The organism is Micromonospora sp. NPDC050495, assembly GCF_040655175.1.
GTDB lineage: Bacteria > Actinomycetota > Actinomycetes > Mycobacteriales > Micromonosporaceae > Micromonospora.
The window spans coordinates 96,160-116,232 of the sequence record NZ_JBFAJK010000009.1 but is presented as its reverse complement, the minus strand read 5'-3'; the positions used below and the strand labels follow the sequence as shown (position 1 = coordinate 116,232).

17 protein-coding genes are annotated in these 20,073 nt (G+C 73.9%); 7 read left to right on the top strand and 10 right to left on the bottom strand.

Annotated features, from left to right (window positions below; translation table 11 throughout):
- Positions 1-37: 37 nt before the first annotated feature.
- From AB0I11_RS12755 to AB0I11_RS12730, 6 genes are all read right to left on the bottom strand, one after another.
- A complete protein-coding gene (locus AB0I11_RS12755) occupies positions 38-1,621 on the bottom strand; it encodes a glycosyltransferase (RefSeq protein ID WP_357318252.1) in 1,584 nt (527 codons plus the stop codon).
- A 120-nt stretch (positions 1,622-1,741) separates the two neighbouring features.
- The gene (locus tag AB0I11_RS12750) at positions 1,742-2,230 is read right to left on the bottom strand and encodes a hypothetical protein (protein WP_357318080.1); all 489 of its coding nucleotides are present in this window, start codon (positions 2,228-2,230) and stop codon (positions 1,742-1,744) included.
- Positions 2,217-3,611, bottom strand: a complete 1,395-nt coding sequence (locus AB0I11_RS12745; protein ID WP_357318077.1) for a glycosyltransferase — start codon at positions 3,609-3,611, stop codon at positions 2,217-2,219. Before AB0I11_RS12745 ends, AB0I11_RS12750 begins: the two co-directional genes overlap by 14 nt.
- Complete coding sequence (locus AB0I11_RS12740) at positions 3,601-4,179, bottom strand: hypothetical protein (protein WP_357318073.1); 579 nt, start codon at positions 4,177-4,179, stop codon at positions 3,601-3,603. Before AB0I11_RS12740 ends, AB0I11_RS12745 begins: the two co-directional genes overlap by 11 nt.
- Before the next feature lie 2 nt (positions 4,180-4,181).
- The gene (locus AB0I11_RS12735; RefSeq protein WP_357318069.1) at positions 4,182-5,435 is read right to left on the bottom strand and encodes a glycosyltransferase family 4 protein; all 1,254 of its coding nucleotides are present in this window, start codon (positions 5,433-5,435) and stop codon (positions 4,182-4,184) included.
- 62 nt (positions 5,436-5,497) lie between these two features.
- Positions 5,498-7,144, bottom strand: a complete 1,647-nt coding sequence (locus AB0I11_RS12730; RefSeq protein WP_357318066.1) for a glycosyltransferase family 4 protein — start codon at positions 7,142-7,144, stop codon at positions 5,498-5,500.
- A 372-nt stretch (positions 7,145-7,516) separates the two neighbouring features.
- Here AB0I11_RS12730 and wecB point away from each other — a divergent pair, with 372 nt between their 5' ends.
- The 3 genes from wecB (at position 7,517) to AB0I11_RS12715 (ending at position 10,708) form a co-directional block, all read left to right on the top strand.
- A complete protein-coding gene (wecB, locus tag AB0I11_RS12725) occupies positions 7,517-8,620 on the top strand; it encodes a UDP-N-acetylglucosamine 2-epimerase (non-hydrolyzing) (protein ID WP_357318063.1) in 1,104 nt (367 codons plus the stop codon).
- A 145-nt stretch (positions 8,621-8,765) separates the two neighbouring features.
- Positions 8,766-10,127, top strand: coding sequence for a glycosyltransferase (locus AB0I11_RS12720; RefSeq protein WP_357318061.1), 1,362 nt, complete (start codon positions 8,766-8,768; stop codon positions 10,125-10,127).
- A 5-nt stretch (positions 10,128-10,132) separates the two neighbouring features.
- Complete coding sequence (locus AB0I11_RS12715; RefSeq protein WP_357318058.1) at positions 10,133-10,708, top strand: hypothetical protein; 576 nt, start codon at positions 10,133-10,135, stop codon at positions 10,706-10,708.
- Positions 10,709-10,741: 33 nt separating this feature from the next.
- Here AB0I11_RS12715 and AB0I11_RS12710 read toward each other — a convergent pair whose 3' ends face one another.
- The 4 genes from AB0I11_RS12710 to AB0I11_RS12695 form a co-directional block, all read right to left on the bottom strand.
- Positions 10,742-11,824 (bottom strand): hypothetical protein, encoded by a 1,083-nt coding sequence (locus tag AB0I11_RS12710; protein ID WP_357318055.1) that lies wholly within the window; start codon positions 11,822-11,824, stop codon positions 10,742-10,744.
- 109 nt (positions 11,825-11,933) lie between these two features.
- A complete protein-coding gene (locus AB0I11_RS12705; RefSeq protein ID WP_357318052.1) occupies positions 11,934-12,968 on the bottom strand; it encodes a Gfo/Idh/MocA family oxidoreductase in 1,035 nt (344 codons plus the stop codon).
- Positions 12,965-14,074 (bottom strand): DegT/DnrJ/EryC1/StrS family aminotransferase, encoded by a 1,110-nt coding sequence (locus tag AB0I11_RS12700; RefSeq protein WP_357318049.1) that lies wholly within the window; start codon positions 14,072-14,074, stop codon positions 12,965-12,967. The genes AB0I11_RS12705 and AB0I11_RS12700 overlap by 4 nt, the downstream gene beginning before the upstream one ends.
- A gap of 85 nt (positions 14,075-14,159) precedes the next feature.
- A complete protein-coding gene (locus AB0I11_RS12695; RefSeq protein ID WP_357318249.1) occupies positions 14,160-14,789 on the bottom strand; it encodes a TetR/AcrR family transcriptional regulator in 630 nt (209 codons plus the stop codon).
- A 192-nt stretch (positions 14,790-14,981) separates the two neighbouring features.
- Between AB0I11_RS12695 and AB0I11_RS12690 the strand changes: the two genes are divergently transcribed.
- The 4 genes from AB0I11_RS12690 (at position 14,982) to AB0I11_RS12675 (ending at position 20,068) form a co-directional block, all read left to right on the top strand.
- Positions 14,982-15,878, top strand: coding sequence for an ABC transporter permease (locus AB0I11_RS12690; RefSeq protein ID WP_357318046.1), 897 nt, complete (start codon positions 14,982-14,984; stop codon positions 15,876-15,878).
- Positions 15,871-16,686, top strand: coding sequence for an ABC transporter ATP-binding protein (locus AB0I11_RS12685; RefSeq protein WP_357318043.1), 816 nt, complete (start codon positions 15,871-15,873; stop codon positions 16,684-16,686). The genes AB0I11_RS12690 and AB0I11_RS12685 overlap by 8 nt, the downstream gene beginning before the upstream one ends.
- Before the next feature lie 119 nt (positions 16,687-16,805).
- Positions 16,806-18,332: a bifunctional cytidylyltransferase/SDR family oxidoreductase gene (locus AB0I11_RS12680; protein WP_357318040.1), complete on the top strand. Its 1,527-nt coding sequence runs from the start codon at positions 16,806-16,808 to the stop codon at positions 18,330-18,332.
- A gap of 26 nt (positions 18,333-18,358) precedes the next feature.
- Positions 18,359-20,068 carry a CDP-glycerol glycerophosphotransferase family protein gene (locus AB0I11_RS12675; protein WP_357318037.1) on the top strand — a complete coding sequence of 570 codons (1,710 nt, stop codon included), beginning with the start codon at positions 18,359-18,361 and terminating at the stop codon, positions 20,066-20,068.
- The last annotated feature ends 5 nt before the right edge of the window (positions 20,069-20,073 follow it).

The window sequence follows — 20,073 nt, the reverse complement described above, 5'->3', positions numbered from 1 at the left end:
ACGGGTCCCCGCCCACCAGGGCGGGGACCGTCGATGATCAACCGTGGACGGGCTGGCCCTGCGCCGCCGGGTCGGCGGCCGGTGCCGGCGCGTCGCCGCCGCGCCGCGGCCGGCCGGGCAGCAGCCGGCTGTACACCTCGTCCAGCACCTCGGCCTGCGCCTCCCAGGTCCACCGCTCCAGCAGGCCGGGCTCGTCGTAGGCGGCCCGGTACCGCTTCGGGTCGGCCAGCACGGCACGCACGGCCCGCACGTAGTCCGCCACGTCCTCGGCCCGGAACACCTCGCCCTGGCCGGTACGGCGCACGGTCTCCGCCATCGTCTTCACGTCGCTGACCACGATCGGCAGCCGGCCGTGCGAGTACTCGAAGAACTTGGTGATCAGCGCGATCTCGTGGTTCGTCCAGTGGTGGATCGGGATGACCCCGATGTCGGCCGAGGAGAGGAAGGAGACCACCTGCCAGTACTTCACGTACGGCAGCACGTGCACCCGGTCGGCGGCCCCCAGCTCGGCGGCGCGGGCCTGCAACCCCTGGACGTACGCGTCGCCCGGCTTGGGCACCACGAACGCCACGTGCACGCCGTCGAGCTGCGGCAGCGCCTCGACCATGGTGCCGAGCCCGCGGTGCACCACCGCGCCCCCGCTGTAGACCAGCAGCGGCACGTCCGGGCCGAGGCCGCAGGCGGCGCGGATGCTCGGGTTCGCCTCGTCGACCTCCTCGTCCTCCGGCAGCTCGTCGACGTTGGGCGCGTTGAGCACCACGTACGGGCGCTCGGTCAGGCCGTGCTCCTTGATCAGCAGGTCGCCGAGGCTCTCCGAGACGGTGATCACCGCGTCCGCGTACGGCGCGTACTCCCGCTCCGAGGCGGCGTGCGCGGGCAGCCAGCGCAGGGTGTTCTGGCCCGGGCTGACGCCCGGCAGGAACTCGTGCACGTCCCAGACCAGCTTCACGTCCCGCTTCGCGACCCGGCCGCGGATCGCCGCCCGGGCGCCCACCCCGATCATCCGGAAGTCGTGCGCGTGGATCAGGTCCGGCTTGAGCCGGTCGATGACCGGGCCGAAGGCCAACTCGTAGTCCCAGAGGCGGGGCTCCAGCCGGCGCCACGCCCGGTCACCCATCAGCTTCAGCCAGAGGGACGTCTGGAACCGGTCCCACGGGCCGGTCAGCCGGCGGCGGGCCTCCTGGGCCCGGTTGAGCTGCCGGTAGCGCAGCGACACCCAGCCGCTGAGCAGCTTCGCCGCCGCCTGCTGGCCGCGTACGGCCGCCTTGCGCAGCTTCACGGCCGCCGGCGGCTTGCCGGCGCGCTCGGCCAGCAGCAGCAGCCCGTAGCGCACCCGCAGGTCCGCCTGCCACGCCCTCATCCACTGGTGCCGGTGCCCGGCCACCCCGGTGGGCGGGTAGCCGAGCGGGCCGCGCAGCCACCGGCGGCGGAACTCGTGCCGGCGCTTGGTCAACGGCGAGGTCATCGGGATCAGCCGGACCTCGGCCCCGCCCTCGTCCCAGGTGTGCGGCTTACGGTCCGGCGACCGGCCGAGCAGGATCACGTCCCACCCGGCGGCCGCGGCCGAGCGGGCCGTCTTCTGCACCCGGGAGTCGCCCTTGACCGCGTTGTGGACCAGCATGACCACGCGCCCCCGGGCCTCACCTGGGGCGACGCCGCTCGCAGAGTGCATGACGCTCCTACCTCTTTCCGCCGGCCGGAGCGGCCGGATCATCATCGGACATGCCGGTGCCGGCTCCGGTCAGGAGACCTGGTCGGGCACGAGTTCCAGGTTCAGCGCGGTGGTGACGACCGCGTCCGGATGGCGCCGGGCCAGCCGGTAGCCGAGAGTGACCGAGTCTATGTCGGCGGCCACCACGGCATCAACGTCACCGATCTTGGCCCGGCGCAGCGCGCGCACCCCTCGCCCGGCCAGCAGCGCGGCACGCACCTGGGCGTAGCCGGTCACCGGCAGGCGGCGCAGCAGGACCGCCAGCCGGCCGGTACGCCGGGGCCGGGTCAGGGCGTTCTCCAGGCCGCGCAGCGGCGTCCACGGCCCGCCCTCGATCAGGCTGACCACCCGGACCGGCCGGGCGCCGGCGGGGTCGAGCCCGGGCGCCGGGCCGGCCACCACGAGCACCACCTCGGCCCCGCGTTCGGCCAGCCGGCCCACGTACCCGAGGATCCGGTCCGACACCCCCCGGTTGAGGGCCAGCACCAGGACCCGGGCGTCCCGCTCAGCGCCGCGCATGGTCACGATCCTCCACCCCGACCGGGTCGGCTCCGGCGCCGTCGCCCGCCGCGCTCGCCGGCAGCAGCGACCGCAGCCGGGCCTCCAGCGGCGCCAGCGTCAGGTCCCGGGCGTACCGGTCGGCGTGCCGCCGGGCCGCCGCCCGCTGCCCCGGGTCCAGCGCGTGGGCGGCCCGCCCGGCCCGCAGCATCGCGTCCGCGACGTCGGCCGGTTCCAGGCTCCGGGCCCGGAACCACAGCGGGTAGTCGGCGAGCACCTCCTCGGCGGCGATACCCGGGGCGTGCACCGAGACGATCGGCCGGCCGGTCGTCATGTACTCGAAGATCTTGCCGGAGGTGACGTACTTCGACCCGCCGGCGAGGAACACCAGCACGTCGCTGTCCTCGTACACCGACGCCACCTCGGTCTTGGAGACCGGGCCGCGGTACCGGACCCCGGTGTCGGGGCGGTCGGCGCCGAGCCGGTCCAGCAGGTCCCGCGCGCCGTTGGGGTTGAACCCCAGGTGCCCGTGGATGTGCAGCTGCGCGTCGGCGAGCTCGGCGTGCCCCCGGGCCAGCGCGAAGCCGCCGACCAGCTCCTCGATTGGCTGCACCCGGGTGACCGTGCCCAGGTAGGCGAAGCGCAGTGGCCCGGCGGTCCGCTGCGGCGCCGCCTCCGTCGCGGTCGCCACGTCCGGGTCCCAGCCGTTCGGGACCACCATCATCCGGTCCGCCACCGCCGGGTAGCGCCGGGCGTGCCAGTCCCGCAGCGCGTCGTTGACGAAGGCCACCCCGGCGGCCTGGCCCAGCACCCGCCGCTCCCACGCCCAGGCCGGGTGGCCGGCCGGGAACGCCGGGCCGTTGGTGAACAGGTCCAGCGTCCACGAGTCCCGGTAGTCCAGCACGTACGGGACGCCGGTGAGCCGGTGGAACAGCCAGGCCGCGCCGAACGAGGCGAACGGGTTCCCGGTGGCCAGCACCACGTCGAACCGCTGGCGGCGGTGCAGCCGCAGCGCGCGGGCCACCGAGGCCAGGCCCCAGGAGGCGTAGTGCTCGGGGAAGCCGAGCCGCTGGCCGAGCTGGTAGAGCTTCTGCGCGGTGCGGGGCAGGTTCCGCCGGAACCGGCCGTACCGGCGCACGTCCTTCTCCCACGCGAACCGCTGCAACGCCGGCCGCTCCACCCGGATCTCCGGCGCGACGGTGGCGGCCAGGTCGGTGTCGACCGAGCCCAGCACGTCGCGCAGGAAGTCCACCGGGGCGGCGCAGACCGTGACGTCCCAGCCCCGGCTCATCAGATGGTTGGCCGTGGCCCGGGCCCGGTAGACGCCGCTGGCCCGCGACGGCGGGAAGTAGAAGGCCAGGTACAGCACGCGCGGCCGGCGGGCGCCTCGCTCACCGCGCATCGGCCGGCACTCCACGCCGGTCGTCGTCGCCGTCCAACGGGCCCGCGTAGTCCAGGCCGAAGGCCAGCCGGGGCACCGGGACGCCGCGCGCCTCGTAGTCGGCGACCAGGCCCGCCGCGTACGGCATCGACGCCGGGTCGGTCACCACGATCAGGTCGAACGCGGCGTCCGCCGGCAGGCCGCGCCGGATCACCGCGTGCGACCCCTCGCCCCAGCCCTTGCGGTACAACGGCTGCACCAGCCGCCGGTGCACCCGGTCGGCGAAGCGGGTCTCGTAGCCGGTGGAGACCCGGCCGACCCGCTCCCGCAGCGGCCCCCGGCCCACCGCCCGGAACACCTTCCGGGGCCCCTTGAACAGCAGCAGCTGCTCGATCCGCACCGGCAGCCGGGCCGCCTCCAGGCGGGACAGCTCGACCACCTTGACGGACCGGTGGAACTTGACCCGCCGCCACGGCTGGCGCTGGTCGATCACCACCACGGCCCGGCCGCCGTCGGCGACCACCTGGGCCGACTCCTCCTGGGCCGCCCGGGACCGGTTCGCCCCGAGGGCGAGGAACAACACCTGCATGGTCACTCCGTCGGGGTGGCGGCGGCGAACGAGGTCGGGGTGGCGGGCGCGGTGTCGTCGGCGTCGGGGAACCACACCCGCGCGTGGGCCCGCCCGACGGCGTCGTATCCGTACCGGTCGACCAGCACCGAGCGGGCGTGCGCCAGGTCCACCTGGGCGGGGAACCGGTCACGCAGCCGCCGGTACCCGTCGGCGATGGTGTCCGGGTCGTCGGTCACGTCGATCAGCCCGCCGGCGGCGTCCTCGATCCCGGCGAGGGTCTCCTCCGGCCCGCCGCAGCGGGTCACCAGCACCGGGGTGCCGGCGGCGATCGCTTCGATCACCGTCATACCGAAGGTCTCCAGCCGGCTCGGGTGGATCAGCAGGTCGTGCTCGCGCATCAGCTGCAACGCCCGGTCGGGCAGGACCGAACCGACGAAGCTCACCGCGTCGGCGAGCCCCAGCTCGGCCACCCGCCGGGTCAGCGCGGCGCGCAGCCGCCCCTCCCCCACGAAGGTCAGGCTCAGCGACGGGTCCTCGGCCCGGCACCGGGCGAACGCCTCCAGCAGCAGCGCCACGCCCTTGCGCTCGCTGAGCGTGCCGACGTAGAGCCAGCGCCGCAGCGCGGTGACCGGCTGCTCGCGGGGCACGCCGAAGGAGATCGGGTTCGGCATGAAGGTGATCCGGTCGGCGTGGTGCGGGAACGCCTCGACGAGGACCTTGCGCACCTCCTCGCCGACCGCGAAGACCCCGGCCGCCCGCTGGATCACCTCGTCGTACAGGGCCCGGGAGTCCGGCTCGGCGAGCACCGAGGGCAGGAAGGTCGCGTGCTCGGTCACGAAGACCCGGGCGTCGGGGCGGGCGTTCTCCAGCGCCGTCCAGCCGCCCCGCAGGCCGACGTGGGCGTGCACCACCGGCGCGTCGATCGGCGCCCCGCGCAGCGCGGTCCGCAGCGCGGTCGCGTGCCGCCGGGCGGACTGGGCGAAGGACACCCCGACCCGCACCGGCACGGGGACGTACCAGAGCCGGGCGCCGGAGACGGTCCCGGTCTCGCGTACGGCCCGGGTGAGCAGCGCGTGGTGGGCCTGCATGATCGCCTGGTCCTGCGGCTCCGGGACGCGGGCGCCCCAGCCGTCGACGTGGTAGACGGTGGCCCGGTGCCACGCCGACGCGGTCGCCTCGACCATCGCCTGCACGAAGGCGCCACCGAACGGCACCTGCCTGGTCGGGTACCACGGCGTGACGATGGCCACGTCCCGGTCAGCGGGAACACCCACCGGACTCTCCTCCTCGGGTCACCGGCCCGGCCGGCGCGCTGCTCGCGGCCGGCCGTGCCGGGTCAGGACTGGGCGACGGGCAGGGCCGGGCCGGCGTCGGCCGGGGCGGCGGTCGGGCCGGCGACGGCGTCGAGGTCGGCGCGGGCCCCCGGGCCGGGCGCGGCCGGCAGCAGCCGGGTGTAGAGCTGGTCGAGGATCGCCGCCTGCGCCTCCCAGCTCCACTGCTCCAGCAGGCCCGGCTGGTCGTACGCCGCGCGGTACTTCGCGGGGTCGGCCAGCACCAGCTTGACCGCGCGGAGGAAGTCGGTCAGGTCCTTGGCCCGGAACACCTCGCCCTGGCCGGTCGAGCGGACCATGTCCCCCATCGTCTTCACGTCGCTGGTGACCAGCGGCAGCCGGGCGTGGGAGTACTCGAAGAACTTGTTGCTCAGCGCGATCTCGTGGTTGGGCAGGTGGTGCAGCGGGCTGACCGCGGCGTCCGCGGTCGACAGCACCCGGGAGACCTGCCAGTGCGGCACGTACGGCAGCAGGTGGACCCGGTCGGCCACGCCGAGCTTGGTGGCGCGGGCCAGCAGCTTCTCGGCGGCCCGGTTGATGCCGGTCGGGTGCTGCGACAGCATCGCCAGGTGCACGCCCGGCAGGCTGGGCAGGGCCTCGACCACCAGGTCGACGCCGCGCACCGGGGTGATGCCGCCGGAGTAGGCCAGCAGCGGGGTCTCCGGGCCGAGGCCGCAGAGCGTCCGCAGGTCGGGCACCAGGGCGTCGTCGGTGCCCTCGGTGGCGGCCAGCACCGGCGCGTTCATCACCACGGTGGGCTGCTCGGCCAGCCGGTGGTCGCGGCGCAGCAGGTCGGCCAGGGCGTCGGAGACGGTCACCACGGCGTCGGCGGCGGCGATGTACTCCCGCTCGTAGGCGACCTGGGCCGGCAGCCAGCCCGGCGTGCGGGGCAGCAGGCCCGGCACGTACTCGTGGGCGTCGAAGACGAACCGCACGTCGCGGCCCTTGGCCCGGGCCCGGGCCGCCGCCCGGGCGCCGACGCCCACCATCTTGAAGTCGTGCGCGTGGATCAGGTCGGGCTTGAGCTCGTCGATCACCTTGCCGAACGCCAGCTCCCACTCCCACAGCGACGGGTCGAGCCGGCGCCAGGCGCGCGCGCCCCGCGTCGTGGTCCAGTACTTGACGACCAGCCGGTTGAGCGGCAGGCGCGGGTTGGCCCGGGCCTCGCGCAGCTTGCGGGTCTCCCGGGCGCGCAGCCGCACCCAACGGCTGGCGGCCGCGAGCCCGAGGCGCGGGAACAGCAGCCGGGGCTCGCCGAGCGGACCGCCCTGGCCGCCGGTACCGCCGCGACCGGCGCGCAGCTCGGCGATACGGGCCACGACGTCGGCCCGCCAGGCGTGCATCAGCTCCAGCCGCACGGCGGCCTGCCGGCTGTCCGGGTAGGCGAGCGGCCGGCGCAGCGAGCGGCCCCGGCGGAAACGCGGCTCCACCAGGTCGGTGCGGACCGGGACGAGGCGCACCTCGGCCTCGCCGAGCCGCCAGGTGTCGACGGCCGAGTCGCCCTTCTTGCCGATCAGGATGACGTCCCAGCCCGCCTCGGCGGCGGACCGGGCGGACTTCTGCACCCGGGAGTCACCGTTCACGCCGTTGTCGACCAGCATGACGACCCGACCCCGAGTGCCTCGCGCCGCGACGGCGCCGTCCACGTCCATGATCCCTGTCTCTGCCTCTCCCACCGCACCGGCCTCTGCGAGAACGTCGGCGAGTGTACGGCAACGCCGACCCGATCGCCCCACCCGCGCGGCGCCCCGGCCCCGATCCGATCGGGTCGCCCGGGCCGATCCGGGCTGACCAGGGCGGATACCACCCGAAACGGGTCAGCGAGGCGACGCCCGGGACATCCGACCGGGTCGTCGCCACGCCGAACCGCGCCCGGTGGCGCACACCCACCGGGTACCCGCGGCCGGCGTCACGTATCGTGTTCGGCGCCAGGTGAGGCCGCCGGAGTGCCCGAACCTCTCGTCGAGACCGGTGCCCCTGGCGGGACCGTCGTCGTGGTTCACAACATTCCGGGAGACAGAGCCGTGAAGGTAGTCAGTGTCGTCGGTGCCCGTCCGCAGCTGGTGAAGCTCGCACCCATCGCGGCGGCGTTCGCCCGCACCGAGCACCAGCACGTGATCGTGCACACCGGCCAGCACTACGACGTCAACCTGTCCGACGTCTTCTTCTCCGGGCTGGGCATCCCCGCCCCGGACGTGCACCTGGGCATCGGCTCGGGCAGCCACGGCATGCAGACCGGCCGGATCCTGGAGGCCATCGACCCGGTGCTGGCCCGGGAGGCCCCGGACTGGGTGCTGGTCTACGGCGACACCAACTCCACCCTGGCCGGCGCCGTCTCGGCCGTGAAGCAGCACATCAAGGTGGCCCACCTGGAGGCCGGCCTGCGCTCGTTCAACCGGCGGATGCCGGAGGAGCACAACCGGGTCCTCACCGACCACGCCGCCGACCTGCTGCTGGCCCCCACCGAGGAGGCGCTGCGCCACCTGGCCACCGAGGGGCTGGCCGAGCGCTCGGTGCTCAGCGGCGACGTCATGGTCGACGTCTGCCTCCAGGTCCGGGACAGCGTGCTCGCCGGCGAGCACCCCCGGCCGGTGCTGCCGGACGGCATCGACCCGGACGCGCCGTACCTGCTGGCCACCCTGCACCGGGCGGAGAACACCGACGACCCGGCCCGGCTGGCGGCGCTGGTCGAGGCGCTGGCCTCGCTGCCGGTCCCGGTGGCGCTGCTGGCCCACCCGCGGCTGCTCGCCAAGGCGCAGGAGCAGGGCCTGAAGCTCGCCCAGGGCGCCCTGCACGTGGGCAACCCGGTCGGCTACGCGGGCATGATCGCCGCGGTCCTCGGCTCGGTCGGCGTGGTGACCGACTCCGGCGGCCTGCAGAAGGAGGCGTACCTGCTGGGCCGCCCCTGCACCACGCTGCGCTCGGAGACCGAGTGGCTGGAGACCCTCTCCGGCGACTGGAACCGGCTCGTCCCGGACCCGCGCCGGCTCACCGCCGACGAGTGGGTCCGCACCGCCACCCGGCCCGCGCCGGCCACCGCCCAGGGTGAGCCGTTCGGCGACGGGCGGGCGGCGCAGCGCGTGGTGGAGATCCTCGCGGAGCGGGCTACGCTGGACCGGCAGGCCTGATCCCGGTGCTCGACGACCGCACCCCGGCGCCCCTGCGGCGCCGCCGGTGCGGTCCGTGCCGTCAGGCACGGGACCCCGGCGGGCGGCGCCGGCGGATCCCGGCGATTGGACCGTGCCCCGTGCCGAGCCGCTTCAGGAGCAGCAGATGACGACCCAGCCCCGGCGTCGGCCTCGGGTTCTGTATCTCTCGTTCTACTTCCCCCCGTCCCGGGCCAGCGGGGTCTACCGGGCCCGGGCCACCGCCAACCACCTGGCCGCGCACGACTGGGACGTCACCGTCTTCGCCGCCCCGATGCGGTTCCTGCACGACGTGGCCGGCTCGGTCGACGAGGGCCTGGCGGCCACCGTGGATCCGCGGATCCGGGTGGAGCGGCCCGAGCTGAACTACTTCAAGTGGGAGCACGACCTGCGCCGGTTCAGCCGGCTGCGCCGCACCATGCCGCTGGTCTCCCGCAAGCTCTACGAGGCCGGGCAGCGGATCTTCCCCGAGCACTACCTCTCCTGGGGCCGCAGCGCGGTGGCCAAGGCGCTGCGGCTGCACGCCCGGCGGCGCTTCGACGTCGTCCTCGCCACCGGCAACCCGTTCGCCTCGTTCGCCGCCGCCTGGATGATCAACCGGATCACCGGCCTGCCGTACGTGGTGGACTACCGCGACTCGTGGACGCTGGACCTCTTCGCCGACAAGCCGGGCTTTCCCGAGGGGCACCCGGTCTGGGGCTGGGAGCGCCGGGTGCTCGAGCGCGCCTCGGCGGCGAGCTTCGTCAACGAGGCGCTGCGCGGCTGGCACGCCGAGCGGTACCCGGCCGTGGCGGACCGGATGATGGTGGTGCCCAACGGCTGGGACCCCGATCTGCTCACCGATGTCGGGGACGGGCCGGGCGACGGCCACGCCGGCCCGGCCGCGCCACTGCGCTTCTCGTACGTCGGCACGCTCACCGCCGCCCAGCCGGTGGAGCAGATGACCACGGCGTTCCAGCTCGCCCGCCGGCATCCCGAACTCGCCGACGCCGAGCTGAACATCTACGGCCACCTCGGCTTCTTCGCCAGCAGTCAGGAACTGATGCGGGAGCGGCTCGGGCTGACCGACGAGCCCGGCGGCGGCGTCCACTACCGGGGCCCGGTGGCCAAGACCGAGATCTCCCAGGCGTACGCCGACAGCGACGTGCTGGTCTTCCTGGCCGGCGGGGCGAAGTACGTGACCTCCGGCAAGGTGTTCGAGTACATGGCCAGCGGCCGCCCGATCGTCTCGGTGCACGCCCCCGGCATCGCCGCCACCGAGGTGCTCCAGGGCTATCCACTGTGGTTCAACGCGGACAGCCTGGACCCGGAGCAGATCGCCCAGTCCATGATGGCGGCCGGGAAGGCGGCCCGGGACCTCGATCCCGAGCTGCGGGCGGCGGCCCGCCGCCACGCGCAGGCGTACACCCGCGAGCGGGTGCTGGTCCCGCTCGAGGCGAAGCTGCGGTCGCTGACCCGGTTCGCCGTTACCCCTGATCGGCAGAGGTGAGGCCCGTGACGACGCAGGCAGCCGCAGCCGGGGCCACCAGGTCGGTGGTGCTGGTCGTGTCGATGGCGCAGCACCCGCCGGACCGGGTGGTCGAGCTGGTCCGGACCCTGGTGGCGCGCGGCGACGAGGTGCACCTGTTCACCCGGGGCGCCCAGGCGTGGCTGGAGTCGGGGATCGAGCCGCTGCCGGTGATCCGGGAGGCGCCCCGGCGCGAGGTGCACTACCCGGTCCGCCGGGTCGAACGGGTGCTGGTCTACAAGCTCCCCGGAGTGGTGTCGCGGGTCGGTGACCGGCTCGCCGAACGCTGGCCGGGCCGGTGGATCGGGCGGCTGGGGGCGGCGGTCTCGGAGCGGCGGCGCTGGGTCTCCGGCGGCATCCACCACAAGCTCTTCTACCCGCGCTACGCGGTGCTGTTCCGGCCGCTGGCCATGGCGTGGATGTTCGCGCCGCAGCTGCGCGGGCTGGCCGTCGACCGGGTGGACCGGATCATCGCCTGCGACACCCTCGGCATCCCGCTGGCCAGCCGGCTGGCGAAGCGTTTCCCGTCGGCCACCGCGACGACCTCGCTCAAGCTGGACTGACCGCCGCCGGGGCGGGCGGCCGGCCCCGACGCCTCAGCTGTCCAGGAACTCGGCGAACACGTCCGCCGTCCGGCGGCCGTCGTGATGCTGCCGGGCGTACTCCACCGACTCGGCGCCGAGGCGGGCGGCGCGGCGCGGGTCGGCGATGAGCTCTTCCAGGGCGGCACGCAGGGTGTCCGGGTTGGCGTTGACGATCGGCGGCCGCTCGTCGAGCCGGTCCAGCACCTCGTCGTGCAGGTAGGCCAGCACCGGCCGGCCGGCGGCCATCGCCTCGACCGCGAACGTGCCGTAGCAGCCGAGCGCGAACTGGTCGAGCACCACGTCGGCGCGGCGGATCAGCTCCCGCACCTCGGTCCAGGGCAGCTCCTCGACCAGCCGGAGGTCGATCGCGCCCGCGTCGTGCAGCGCGGACAGGGCCGGCAGGATCCGGTCGGTGCCCTTGAGCCAGCGCGCCGAGGGGGCGTGCAGCACCACCGGCCGTTTCCGGCGCAGCACCGGCGCGGTGCTGCGCCAGGCGTCCACGTCCACCACCACCGGCGCCCAGGTCGCCTCGGGCAGGTCGAGCAGGAGGTCCGGCGTGGTGACGAAGACCGGGCGCCCGCTGGTCCCGGCGACCCGGTGGTTGCGCTCGGCCCGGCCGGCCAGCTTTTCCAGCCGCTCCTCGGGCAGGTCGTGGAAGGGCGAGAACGGGCTGCGTTCCCGGTGCCGCACCGGGTGGCGTACCTCGCTGCCGTGCGCCAGCAGCGCGACCCGGATGCCGGCCTGGCGCAGCGCGGGCAGGTCGGCGCCGATGTGCCCGCCGTTGAGCGAGCCGAAGACGGGCAGGAACGCGTCCGCGATCAGGTGCGTGTAGCGGCCGATCACCCGGCGCAGCTGGGCGATCTGGCCGTCCAGTTCGGTGAGCCGGTCCGGGTCGAGCCGGACGTCGGCGGGGAAGGCGAAGCCGTGCGCGGTCCGGCGCATCAGCACCTCGGCGGAGACGTCCGGACGCTGCCGGCAGATGGCCGCGGCGAAGGCGGCAGCCTGCCCGGCGTAGTTGGCCGGCCCGAGGCCGAGCCGGACCGGGGTGTCGCCCAGCGGCCGCCACCCGGTGGGCGGCGGGCTCGTCGTCACCATCCCGGCGCGTCCTCCTCGAACGAGGTCTGGCGGGCGGATCCGGTGGCCGCGGTACCGGTTCCGGCCACCACCGGTGCGCGGTGGTGGCCGGAACGGTACCGGTTTCCGGTCAGGCGGTCGCGGCGGCGTCCGTGACCGGCAGGTTGGTCACGTTGACCGTGCTGCCGTCCGAGGCGGAGGTGAGCAGCGCGGCGGCGACCTGGACGGTGCGCAGGCCCTGGCGCAGCGTCACGATGTCGCTCTCCTTGCCCTCGACCGCGTCGCGGAACCGCTCGTGCTCCACCAGCAGCGGCTCGCGCTTCGGGATGGCGAACCGGACCATGTCGCCCTCGGCCACCCCCCGGAAGGCGCGCAGCGCCTCCCACTCGGTGTCGATCGCCCCGTTGGCGTAGAAGGTGAGGTCGGCGGTGAGCGTGTCGGCGACGAAGCAGCCCTTGTCGCCGGTGACCACCGTCGACCGCTCCTTGAGCGGGCTCAGCCAGTTGACCAGGTGGTTGACCATCGTCCCGTCGCTGAGCTGGCCGACGGCGGCGACCATGTCCTCGTGCAGCCGGCCGCTGCGCGAGACGGTCCGGGCCGACACCGAGGTGTACTCCCTGCCGGTCACCCAGCTGGTCAGGTCGATGTCGTGGGTAGCCAGGTCCATCACCACGCCGACGTCGGCGATCCGGTGCGGGAACGGGCCCTGCCGCCGGGTGACGACCTGGAAGACCTCGCCCAGCTCGCCCGCCTCGAGCCGGGTCCGCAGGCTCTGCAGGGCGGGGTTGTACCGCTCGATGTGGCCCACGCCGGCCACCAGGCCCGCGCCCTCGAACGCCTCGACGAGCCGGCGCGCCGCCTCGACGGACTGGGCCAGCGGCTTCTCGATCAGCGCGCAGACCCCGTTGGCCGCCAGCTCCAGGCCGATCTGCTCGTGCAGCGCGGTCGGGCAGGCCACCACGGCGTAGTCGACGCCCATGGCGAGCAGCGCGGACAGGTCGGGCACCACCGGTGCCCGCAGGGTGCCGGTGGTGTCGCCGGCGGGGTCGACGATGCCGACCAGCTCGACGCCGTCGAGGTTGGACAGGATCCGGGCGTGGTTGCGTCCCATCGCGCCGAGCCCGATCAGGCCGGCGCGCAGCTTCCGCCCCTGCGCCGCGCTCATCGGGCAGCCCCGGCGAGGTTGGCGGCCTCGGCGATCCGGTCCAGGTCGGTCGCGGAGAGGGCCGGGTGGACCGGCAGCGAGATCACCTCGGCGGCCGCCCGCTCGGTCTCCGGCAGGTCCCACGGGCCGGGCTGGCCGTCCTCGGTCAGGTACGGCTTGAGCCGGTGGATCGGCGTCGGGTAGTAGACGGCGTTGCCGATGCCCAGCTCGGTGAGGCGGCGCTGGGCGGCGTCCCGGTCGCCCTGCACCCGGACCGTGTACTGGTGGTAGACGTGCCGCGCGTTGTCGGCCACCGGCGGGGTCACCATGCCGGTGATCTTCGAGTCGAGGTACTTGGCGTTCGCCCGGCGCCGCTCGGTCCAGTCCGGCAGCTGGCGCAGCTGCACCCGGCCGATCGCCGCGGCGACGTCGGTCATCCGCATGTTCGCGCCGACGATCTCGTTGGCGTAGCGCTGCTCCATGCCCTGGTTGCGCAGCAGGCGCAGGGTACGGGCCAGCTGGGCGTCGGCGGTGGTCACCATGCCGCCCTCGAGCGAGTGCATGTTCTTGGTCGGGTAGAAGCTGAAGCACCCGGCGGTGCCGAGGGAGCCGACCGGCTGGCCGTTCAGGGCTGCCGCGTGCGCCTGGGCGGCGTCCTCGACGACGGCGAGGGAGTGCCGCTCGGCGATCTCCATGATCTTGTCCATCGCGGCCGGGTGACCGTAGAGGTGCACCGGCATGATCGCGACGGTGCGCGGGGTCACTGCGGCGGCCACCGCCGCCGGGTCGACGCAGAAGCTGCCCGGCTCGATGTCGACGAAGACCGGCTCCGCGCCGACCAGCCGGACCGCGTTCGCGCTCGCCGCGAAGGAGAACGACGGGACGATGATCTCGTCGCCCGGACCGAAGCCCAGCGCCATCAGGGTCAACTGCAGGGCCGAGGTGCCGGAGTTGACGGCGACGCAGTGCCGGCCGGCGACCAGGTCGCCGAACTCCTCCTCGAACGCCTTGACCTCGGGCCCCTGGACCACCAGGCCGCTACGCAGCACCCGGACGGCCGCGTCGATCTCGGCCTCGCCGATCACCGGCTTTGCTGGGGGGATGAATTCTGCGTTCAGCCCAGGCATGGGCTTCCTCCTGTCGACAGGATGTTGATTCGGGACGCGATGCTAACCGGTCTGGTTGAGACCGGAATGGGGGGTACGTGTGCGGTCATCGCCCGACCGCATCGATGGGGGGAGTCATCGCGGACAGCGGAACGTCCGTTTCGACGACAGATTCGCATGCTACCTCCAGGGCGGTGGCGACCACCGCCGCGAGCCGGGGCAGGTCCTGCAGGGCCAGCGGGGTCCGCGACACGGCGAGCCGCCAGTACAGCGGCCCGACGATCAGGTCGACCGCCAGGTCGAGATCGACGTCGGAGCCCAGCTCACCGCGGCGGACCGCCCGGTCGATGAGCTGGCGGCCCAGGTCCCGCTGGTTGACCCGCAGCGCCTCCTCCAGCGTCTGGGCGATCTGCGGGTTGCGCGCCGCCTCGGCGAGCAGATCGGGGATGATCTGCGCGGCGAGCGGGTGCCGCAGCGCGCGGTGCATGATCATGAAGAGCAGCTCCAGGTCGCTCCGGAGCGCCCCGGTGTCCGGCAGCGGCAGGCGCTGCACCGCCACGGTGGACACGATCTCCAGGACCAGCTCCAGCTTCGACCGCCAGCGCCGGTAGATCGCCGTCTTGCTGACGCCGGCCCGCCGGGCGACCGCCTCGATCGACAGCCGCCCGTATCCGACCGCGGCGAGTTCCTCCAGGACGGCGCCGCGGATGGCGGTCGTGATGTCGTCCCGCAGCACCGCCGCCCCGGCCGGGACACGTCTCTTTTCCGTGGTCACGTGGAACAATGTACCGCAGCGACGGTACGGTTGCGTCCCGACGTCTCCGTGCACTACCGTGCACGCGGCGACGGAGCGCGGCAATCCTTGGTACGTCAGGGATCGCGGCCCGTCGGACATCCTCGTAGCGCACAAGATCGGAGCCACCAGCCCATGGCCCACCCGGCAGTGGCCGACGCCGACTCAGGACTCACCGGGGCCCAGCTCGCCGCCCGACACGGCCTGAAGATCGCCGGTGCCCGACCCAGCCTGGCCGCCTACACCCGGCTGCTCTGGGTCTACCGGCACTTCACCATGGCCTACGCCAACGCCAAGCTGGTCTCCTCGTTCGGCCAGGCCCGGCTGGGCCGGCTCTGGCAGGTGTTGACCCCGCTGACCAACGCGGCCGTCTACTACCTCGTCTTCGGCGTGATCCTGAGCACCCGGCAGGGGGTGCCGAACTTCATCGCGTACCTCTGCGTCGGCCTGTTCGTCTTCAACTTCACCCAGTCGGTGGTCAACGGCGGCACGCAGGCGATCAGCGGCAACGTCAACATGATCCGGGGACTGCACTTCCCCCGCGCCTGCCTGCCCGTCGCGGTGACCATCACCCAGCTGCAGAACTTCGTCTCGGCGATGGTGGTCCTCGTGGCGATCGTGCTGATCACCGGCGAGCCGATCACCTGGGAGTGGCTGCTGGTGCTGCCCGCCATGCTGGTCCAGACGGTGTTCAACGCCGGCCTGGCGATGATCGTGGCCCGGCTCGGCGCGAAGGCCACCGACCTCAAGCAGCTGATGCCGTTCATCATGCGGACCTGGATGTACGGCTCGGGCGTGCTCTACAGCGTGGACAAGTTCGCGCAGAACCTGCCCGACACGCTGACCGCGGTCGTGCACGCCAACCCGCTGCTGATCTACATCGAGCTGTTCCGGCACGCGTTGCTGGAGGGCACCGTCCTCACCAACCCGGCGCCCCAACTGTGGCTGATGGGCATCGGCTGGGCGCTTCTGGTCGGGGTGGGCGGATTCATCTACTTCTGGCGCGGCGAACAGGAGTACGGACGTGGCTGACAACCAGAACGCCGGGGCGGGCGCGACCACCGCGCTCGACGACCGGATCCCCACGGTGATCGTGGACGACGTGCACCTGATCTACCGGGTGTACGGCGCGGGCGCCTCGACCCCGGGCTCCCCGGTGGCGGCGCTCAAGCGCCTCGTCTCCCGGGAGCCGGCGCGGCCGACGCTGCGGCAGGTGCACGCGGTCAAGGGGGTCAGCTTCACCGCGTACCGCGGCGAGGCGGTCGGGCTGATCGGCAGCAACGGCTCCGGCAAGTCCACCCTGCTGCGGGCCATCGCCGGCCTGATGCCGGTCAACCGGGGCGCGATCTACACCCAGGGCCAGCCCTCGCTGCTGGGCGTCAACGCCACGCTGCTCGGCGACCTGTCCGGGGAGCGCAACGCGATGCTCGGCTGCCTGGCGATGGGGATGAGCCCGGAGCGGGCGAAGAGCAAGGTGCCCCAGATCATCACGTTCTCCGGCATCAACGAGCGGGGCGACTTCAGCTCGCTGCCGATGCGGACCTACTCCTCCGGCATGGCGGCGCGGCTGCGCTTCGCCATCTCCGCCGCCCGCAACCACGAGATCATGCTCGTCGACGAGGCGCTGGCCACCGGCGACTCCCGGTTCCGCCGGCGCAGCGAGAAGCGGATCCGGGAGCTGCGCGCCAACGCGGGTACGGTGTTCCTGGTGAGCCACTCGATCGGGTCGATCCGGGACACCTGCGAGCGGTCGATCTGGCTGGAGTCCGGGCAGATCCGGATGGACGGCCCGACCGACGAGGTGACCGCGGCCTACGAGGAATACATGGCCCGCCAGTGACGTCCCCGGGTGGGAGCCGACGCGTCGGCTCCCACCCGGTACGGGACGATGGGGTGACCGCACGGCCCGTCGCAGGACGACGCGGCGCCGTGCACCGCGTGGACGAGTGAGGATCGGCGATGACCCACGACCAGACCGCCGCAGGACCGGCCGGGCCGAGCCCGTGGCGGCCGACCCGTACGGTGGCCGTCGTGCTGGCCGGCGGGACCGGCGCCCGGCTCGGGCTGGGCATCCCGAAGCAGCTGCTGAAGATCGCCGGCAAGCCGATCATCGAGCACACGCTGGCCGTCTTCGAGGCCGCGCCGGAGATCGACGAGATCATCGTGCTGATGGCCGCCGGGCACGTGCCCGACGCCGAACGGATCGTCGCGGGCGCCGGCTTCCGCAAGGTCAGCAAGATCATCGAGGGTGGCGAGACCCGCAACGACACCACCCGGATCGCGCTCGACGCGCTCGGCGAGGGCGACGTCAACGTGCTCTTCCACGACGCGGTCCGGCCCCTGGTCAGCGCCCGGATCGTCCGGGAGTGCGTGAACGCGCTCTGGACCTACGCCGCGGTCGACGTGGCCATCCCGTCCGCCGACACGATCATCCAGGTCGACGAGGACGACTGCATCGTCGACATCCCGGTCCGGGCGACGCTGCGCCGCGGCCAGACCCCGCAGGCGTTCCGCTCCGGCACCATCCGGGAGGCGTACCGGCGGGCCGCGGGCGATCCCGACTTCGCCGCCACCGACGACTGCGGGGTGGTGCTGCGCTACCTGCCCGGCACGCCGATCAAGGTGATCGACGGGTCGGACGAGAACATCAAGGTCACCCACCCGGTCGACGTGCACCTGGCGGACAAGCTCTTCCAGCTCGCCGCCGCGCAGGCGCCCCGGGTCACCGACCACCGCAGCTACACCGAGGAGCTGGCCGGCCGGACCGTCGTGGTCTTCGGCGGCAGCTACGGCATCGGCCACGAGCTGGCCGAGCTGGCCCGCCGTTACGGCGCCCAGGTCTTCCCGTTCAGCCGCACCACCACCGGCACCCACGTGGAGCGGGCCGAGGACGTCTCCGCCGCGCTGCGTACCGCCTTCGAGGCGACCGGCCGGATCGACCACGTGGTGGTCACCGCCGGCATCCTGGAGCGCGGCGCGCTCGCCGAGATGGACGAGGAGACCATGGACCGGCTCCTCCAGGTCAACTTCGTCGGGCCGGTCACCATCGCCCGGCAGTCCCTGCCCCACCTCCAGCAGACCAAGGGCCAGCTGCTGCTCTACACCTCCAGCTCGTACACCCGGGGACGGGCCCGGTACGCGCTCTACTCGGCCACCAAGGCGGCGCTGGTCAACCTGACCCAGGCGCTCGCCGACGAGTGGGCCGAGTTCGGCGTACGGGTCAACTGCGTCAACCCGGAGCGCACCGCGACGCCGATGCGCACCCGCGCCTTCGGCGAGGAGCCCGAGCACACCCTGCTCTCCGCCGAGGCGGTCGCCCAGGCCTCGCTGGACGTGCTGATCTCCGACCTCACCGGCCAGGTGATCGACGTACGCCGGGCGCCCGGCGAGCAGGTCGCGGCGGTGCCCACCCAGCCCGGCCCGCACCGGTCCGACGCCGCCGACCTGACGCTGTCGCAGCGGCTGCCGGCCGGCCCGCAGGCCTGAGCCGACGAGCGGACGGGACGATCGAAATGCGTGGTGACCTGGTCCGGAAGCTGCTCGCCCGGGTGCTGACCACCGGGCTGGCGGTGCTGGCCTTCGTAGTCGTGGCGCTCACCGGCGCGACCGGTTGGGGCCTGGCGGTGGCGGCGGCCGCGCTGCTCGCCGCCGCCGTGGAGCGGCGGGTCCGGCCGAACGCCGACGCCGTCGCCGAGTCGGCGCTGGTCGCCGCCGGGATCCTGGTCGGGTACGCCCGCCGCCTGGACAGCGGCTTCGACCCGGCGCTGGCGCTGACCGCCCTGACCCTGCTCGGCCTGGTGCTGCTGGTGGGGCCGCTGCGGGACGCCGGCGCGCTGGAGATCCGGGCGGCCAACCTGCCGGTCCGGTCGTGGACCCCGCTGATCGCCGCCCGGCTCGGCGACGCGCTGCTCGGGCTGCTCGCCGTGGTGGCGCTGGCCGCCGCCCTGGCGCTGCCGGCCTGGCTGGCGCTGGTGGCCGCGCTGCTGGTCGCGGTGGGCTGCGGCGCGGTCGGGCTGGACCTGGCCCGGCGCCGGTTCCGCCCGCCGGCCGGGGGTGGCCCGGTGGGCCGGGCGCTGCGCCGGCACCAGCCCGAGTTCCTGCTGCACTTCTCCGCCCCGCCCGGCTCCGAGTACCAGGTCACCATGTGGCTGCCGTACCTGGAGCGGATCGGCCGGCCGTTCCTGGTGGTGGTGCGGGAGCCGGAGTTCCTGCGGACCGTCGCCGCGGCCACCCGGGCGCCGGTGGTCTACTGCCCCAGCCACAAGACCCTGGACGAGGCGCTGGTGCCGAGCCTGCGGGTGGCCTTCTACGTCAACCACGGCGCGAAGAACAGCCACTGCATCCGGTTCCACCAGCTCACCCACGTGCAGCTGCACCACGGCGACAGCGACAAGGCGCCCAGCGCCAACCCGGTCTCGGCGATCTTCGACAAGATCTTCGTGGCCGGCCAGGCCGCGATCGACCGGTACGCCCGGGCCGGCGTGGAGATCCCCGCCGAGAAGTTCGTCGTGGTGGGCCGTCCCCAGGTCGAGGCCATCGAGGTACGCCGGGACCCGGCGCCGGCCGACCCGACCGTGCTCTACACGCCCACCTGGACCGGGCACCACGCCGACGCCAACTACTGCTCGCTGCCGGTGGCCGAGACGATGCTCCGCCGGCTGCTGGACCGGGGCGCCACGGTGATCCTGCGCGCCCACCCGTACACCAACCAGGACCCGGCCTCGGCGCGACAGCTGGCCCGGCTCACCGAACTGCTCGCCGCCGACCGGGCGAAGACCGGCCGGGCGCACCGGTGGGGCGCCGCCGCGAGCCGGGAGCTGAGCCTCACCGAGTGCGTGAACCGCGCCGACGTGCTGATCTCGGACGTCTCCGGGGTCATCTCCGACTGGCTCTTCTCGGGCAAGCCGTACGCGGTCACCGACATGGGCGCGGACGGGGACCGGTTCGTCGAGCGGTTCCCGCTGGCCGGGTCGGGCTACGTGCTGCGCCGGGACATGTCCAACGTGGACGAGGTGCTCACCGACCTGCTGGAGACCGACCCGAAGGCGGCGGCCCGCTGGGCGACCCGGAGCCGCTACCTGGGCGACTTCCCCACCGAGTCGTACGCCGAGGCGTTCCTCGAGGCGGCCCGCCGGGAGCTCGACCACCGCTGGCAGCCGCCCGCCCCGCGCGCCGCCGACCCGGTGGCCCCGGACGGCGTGCCGCTGCACCCGGCGGGCTGACCGGC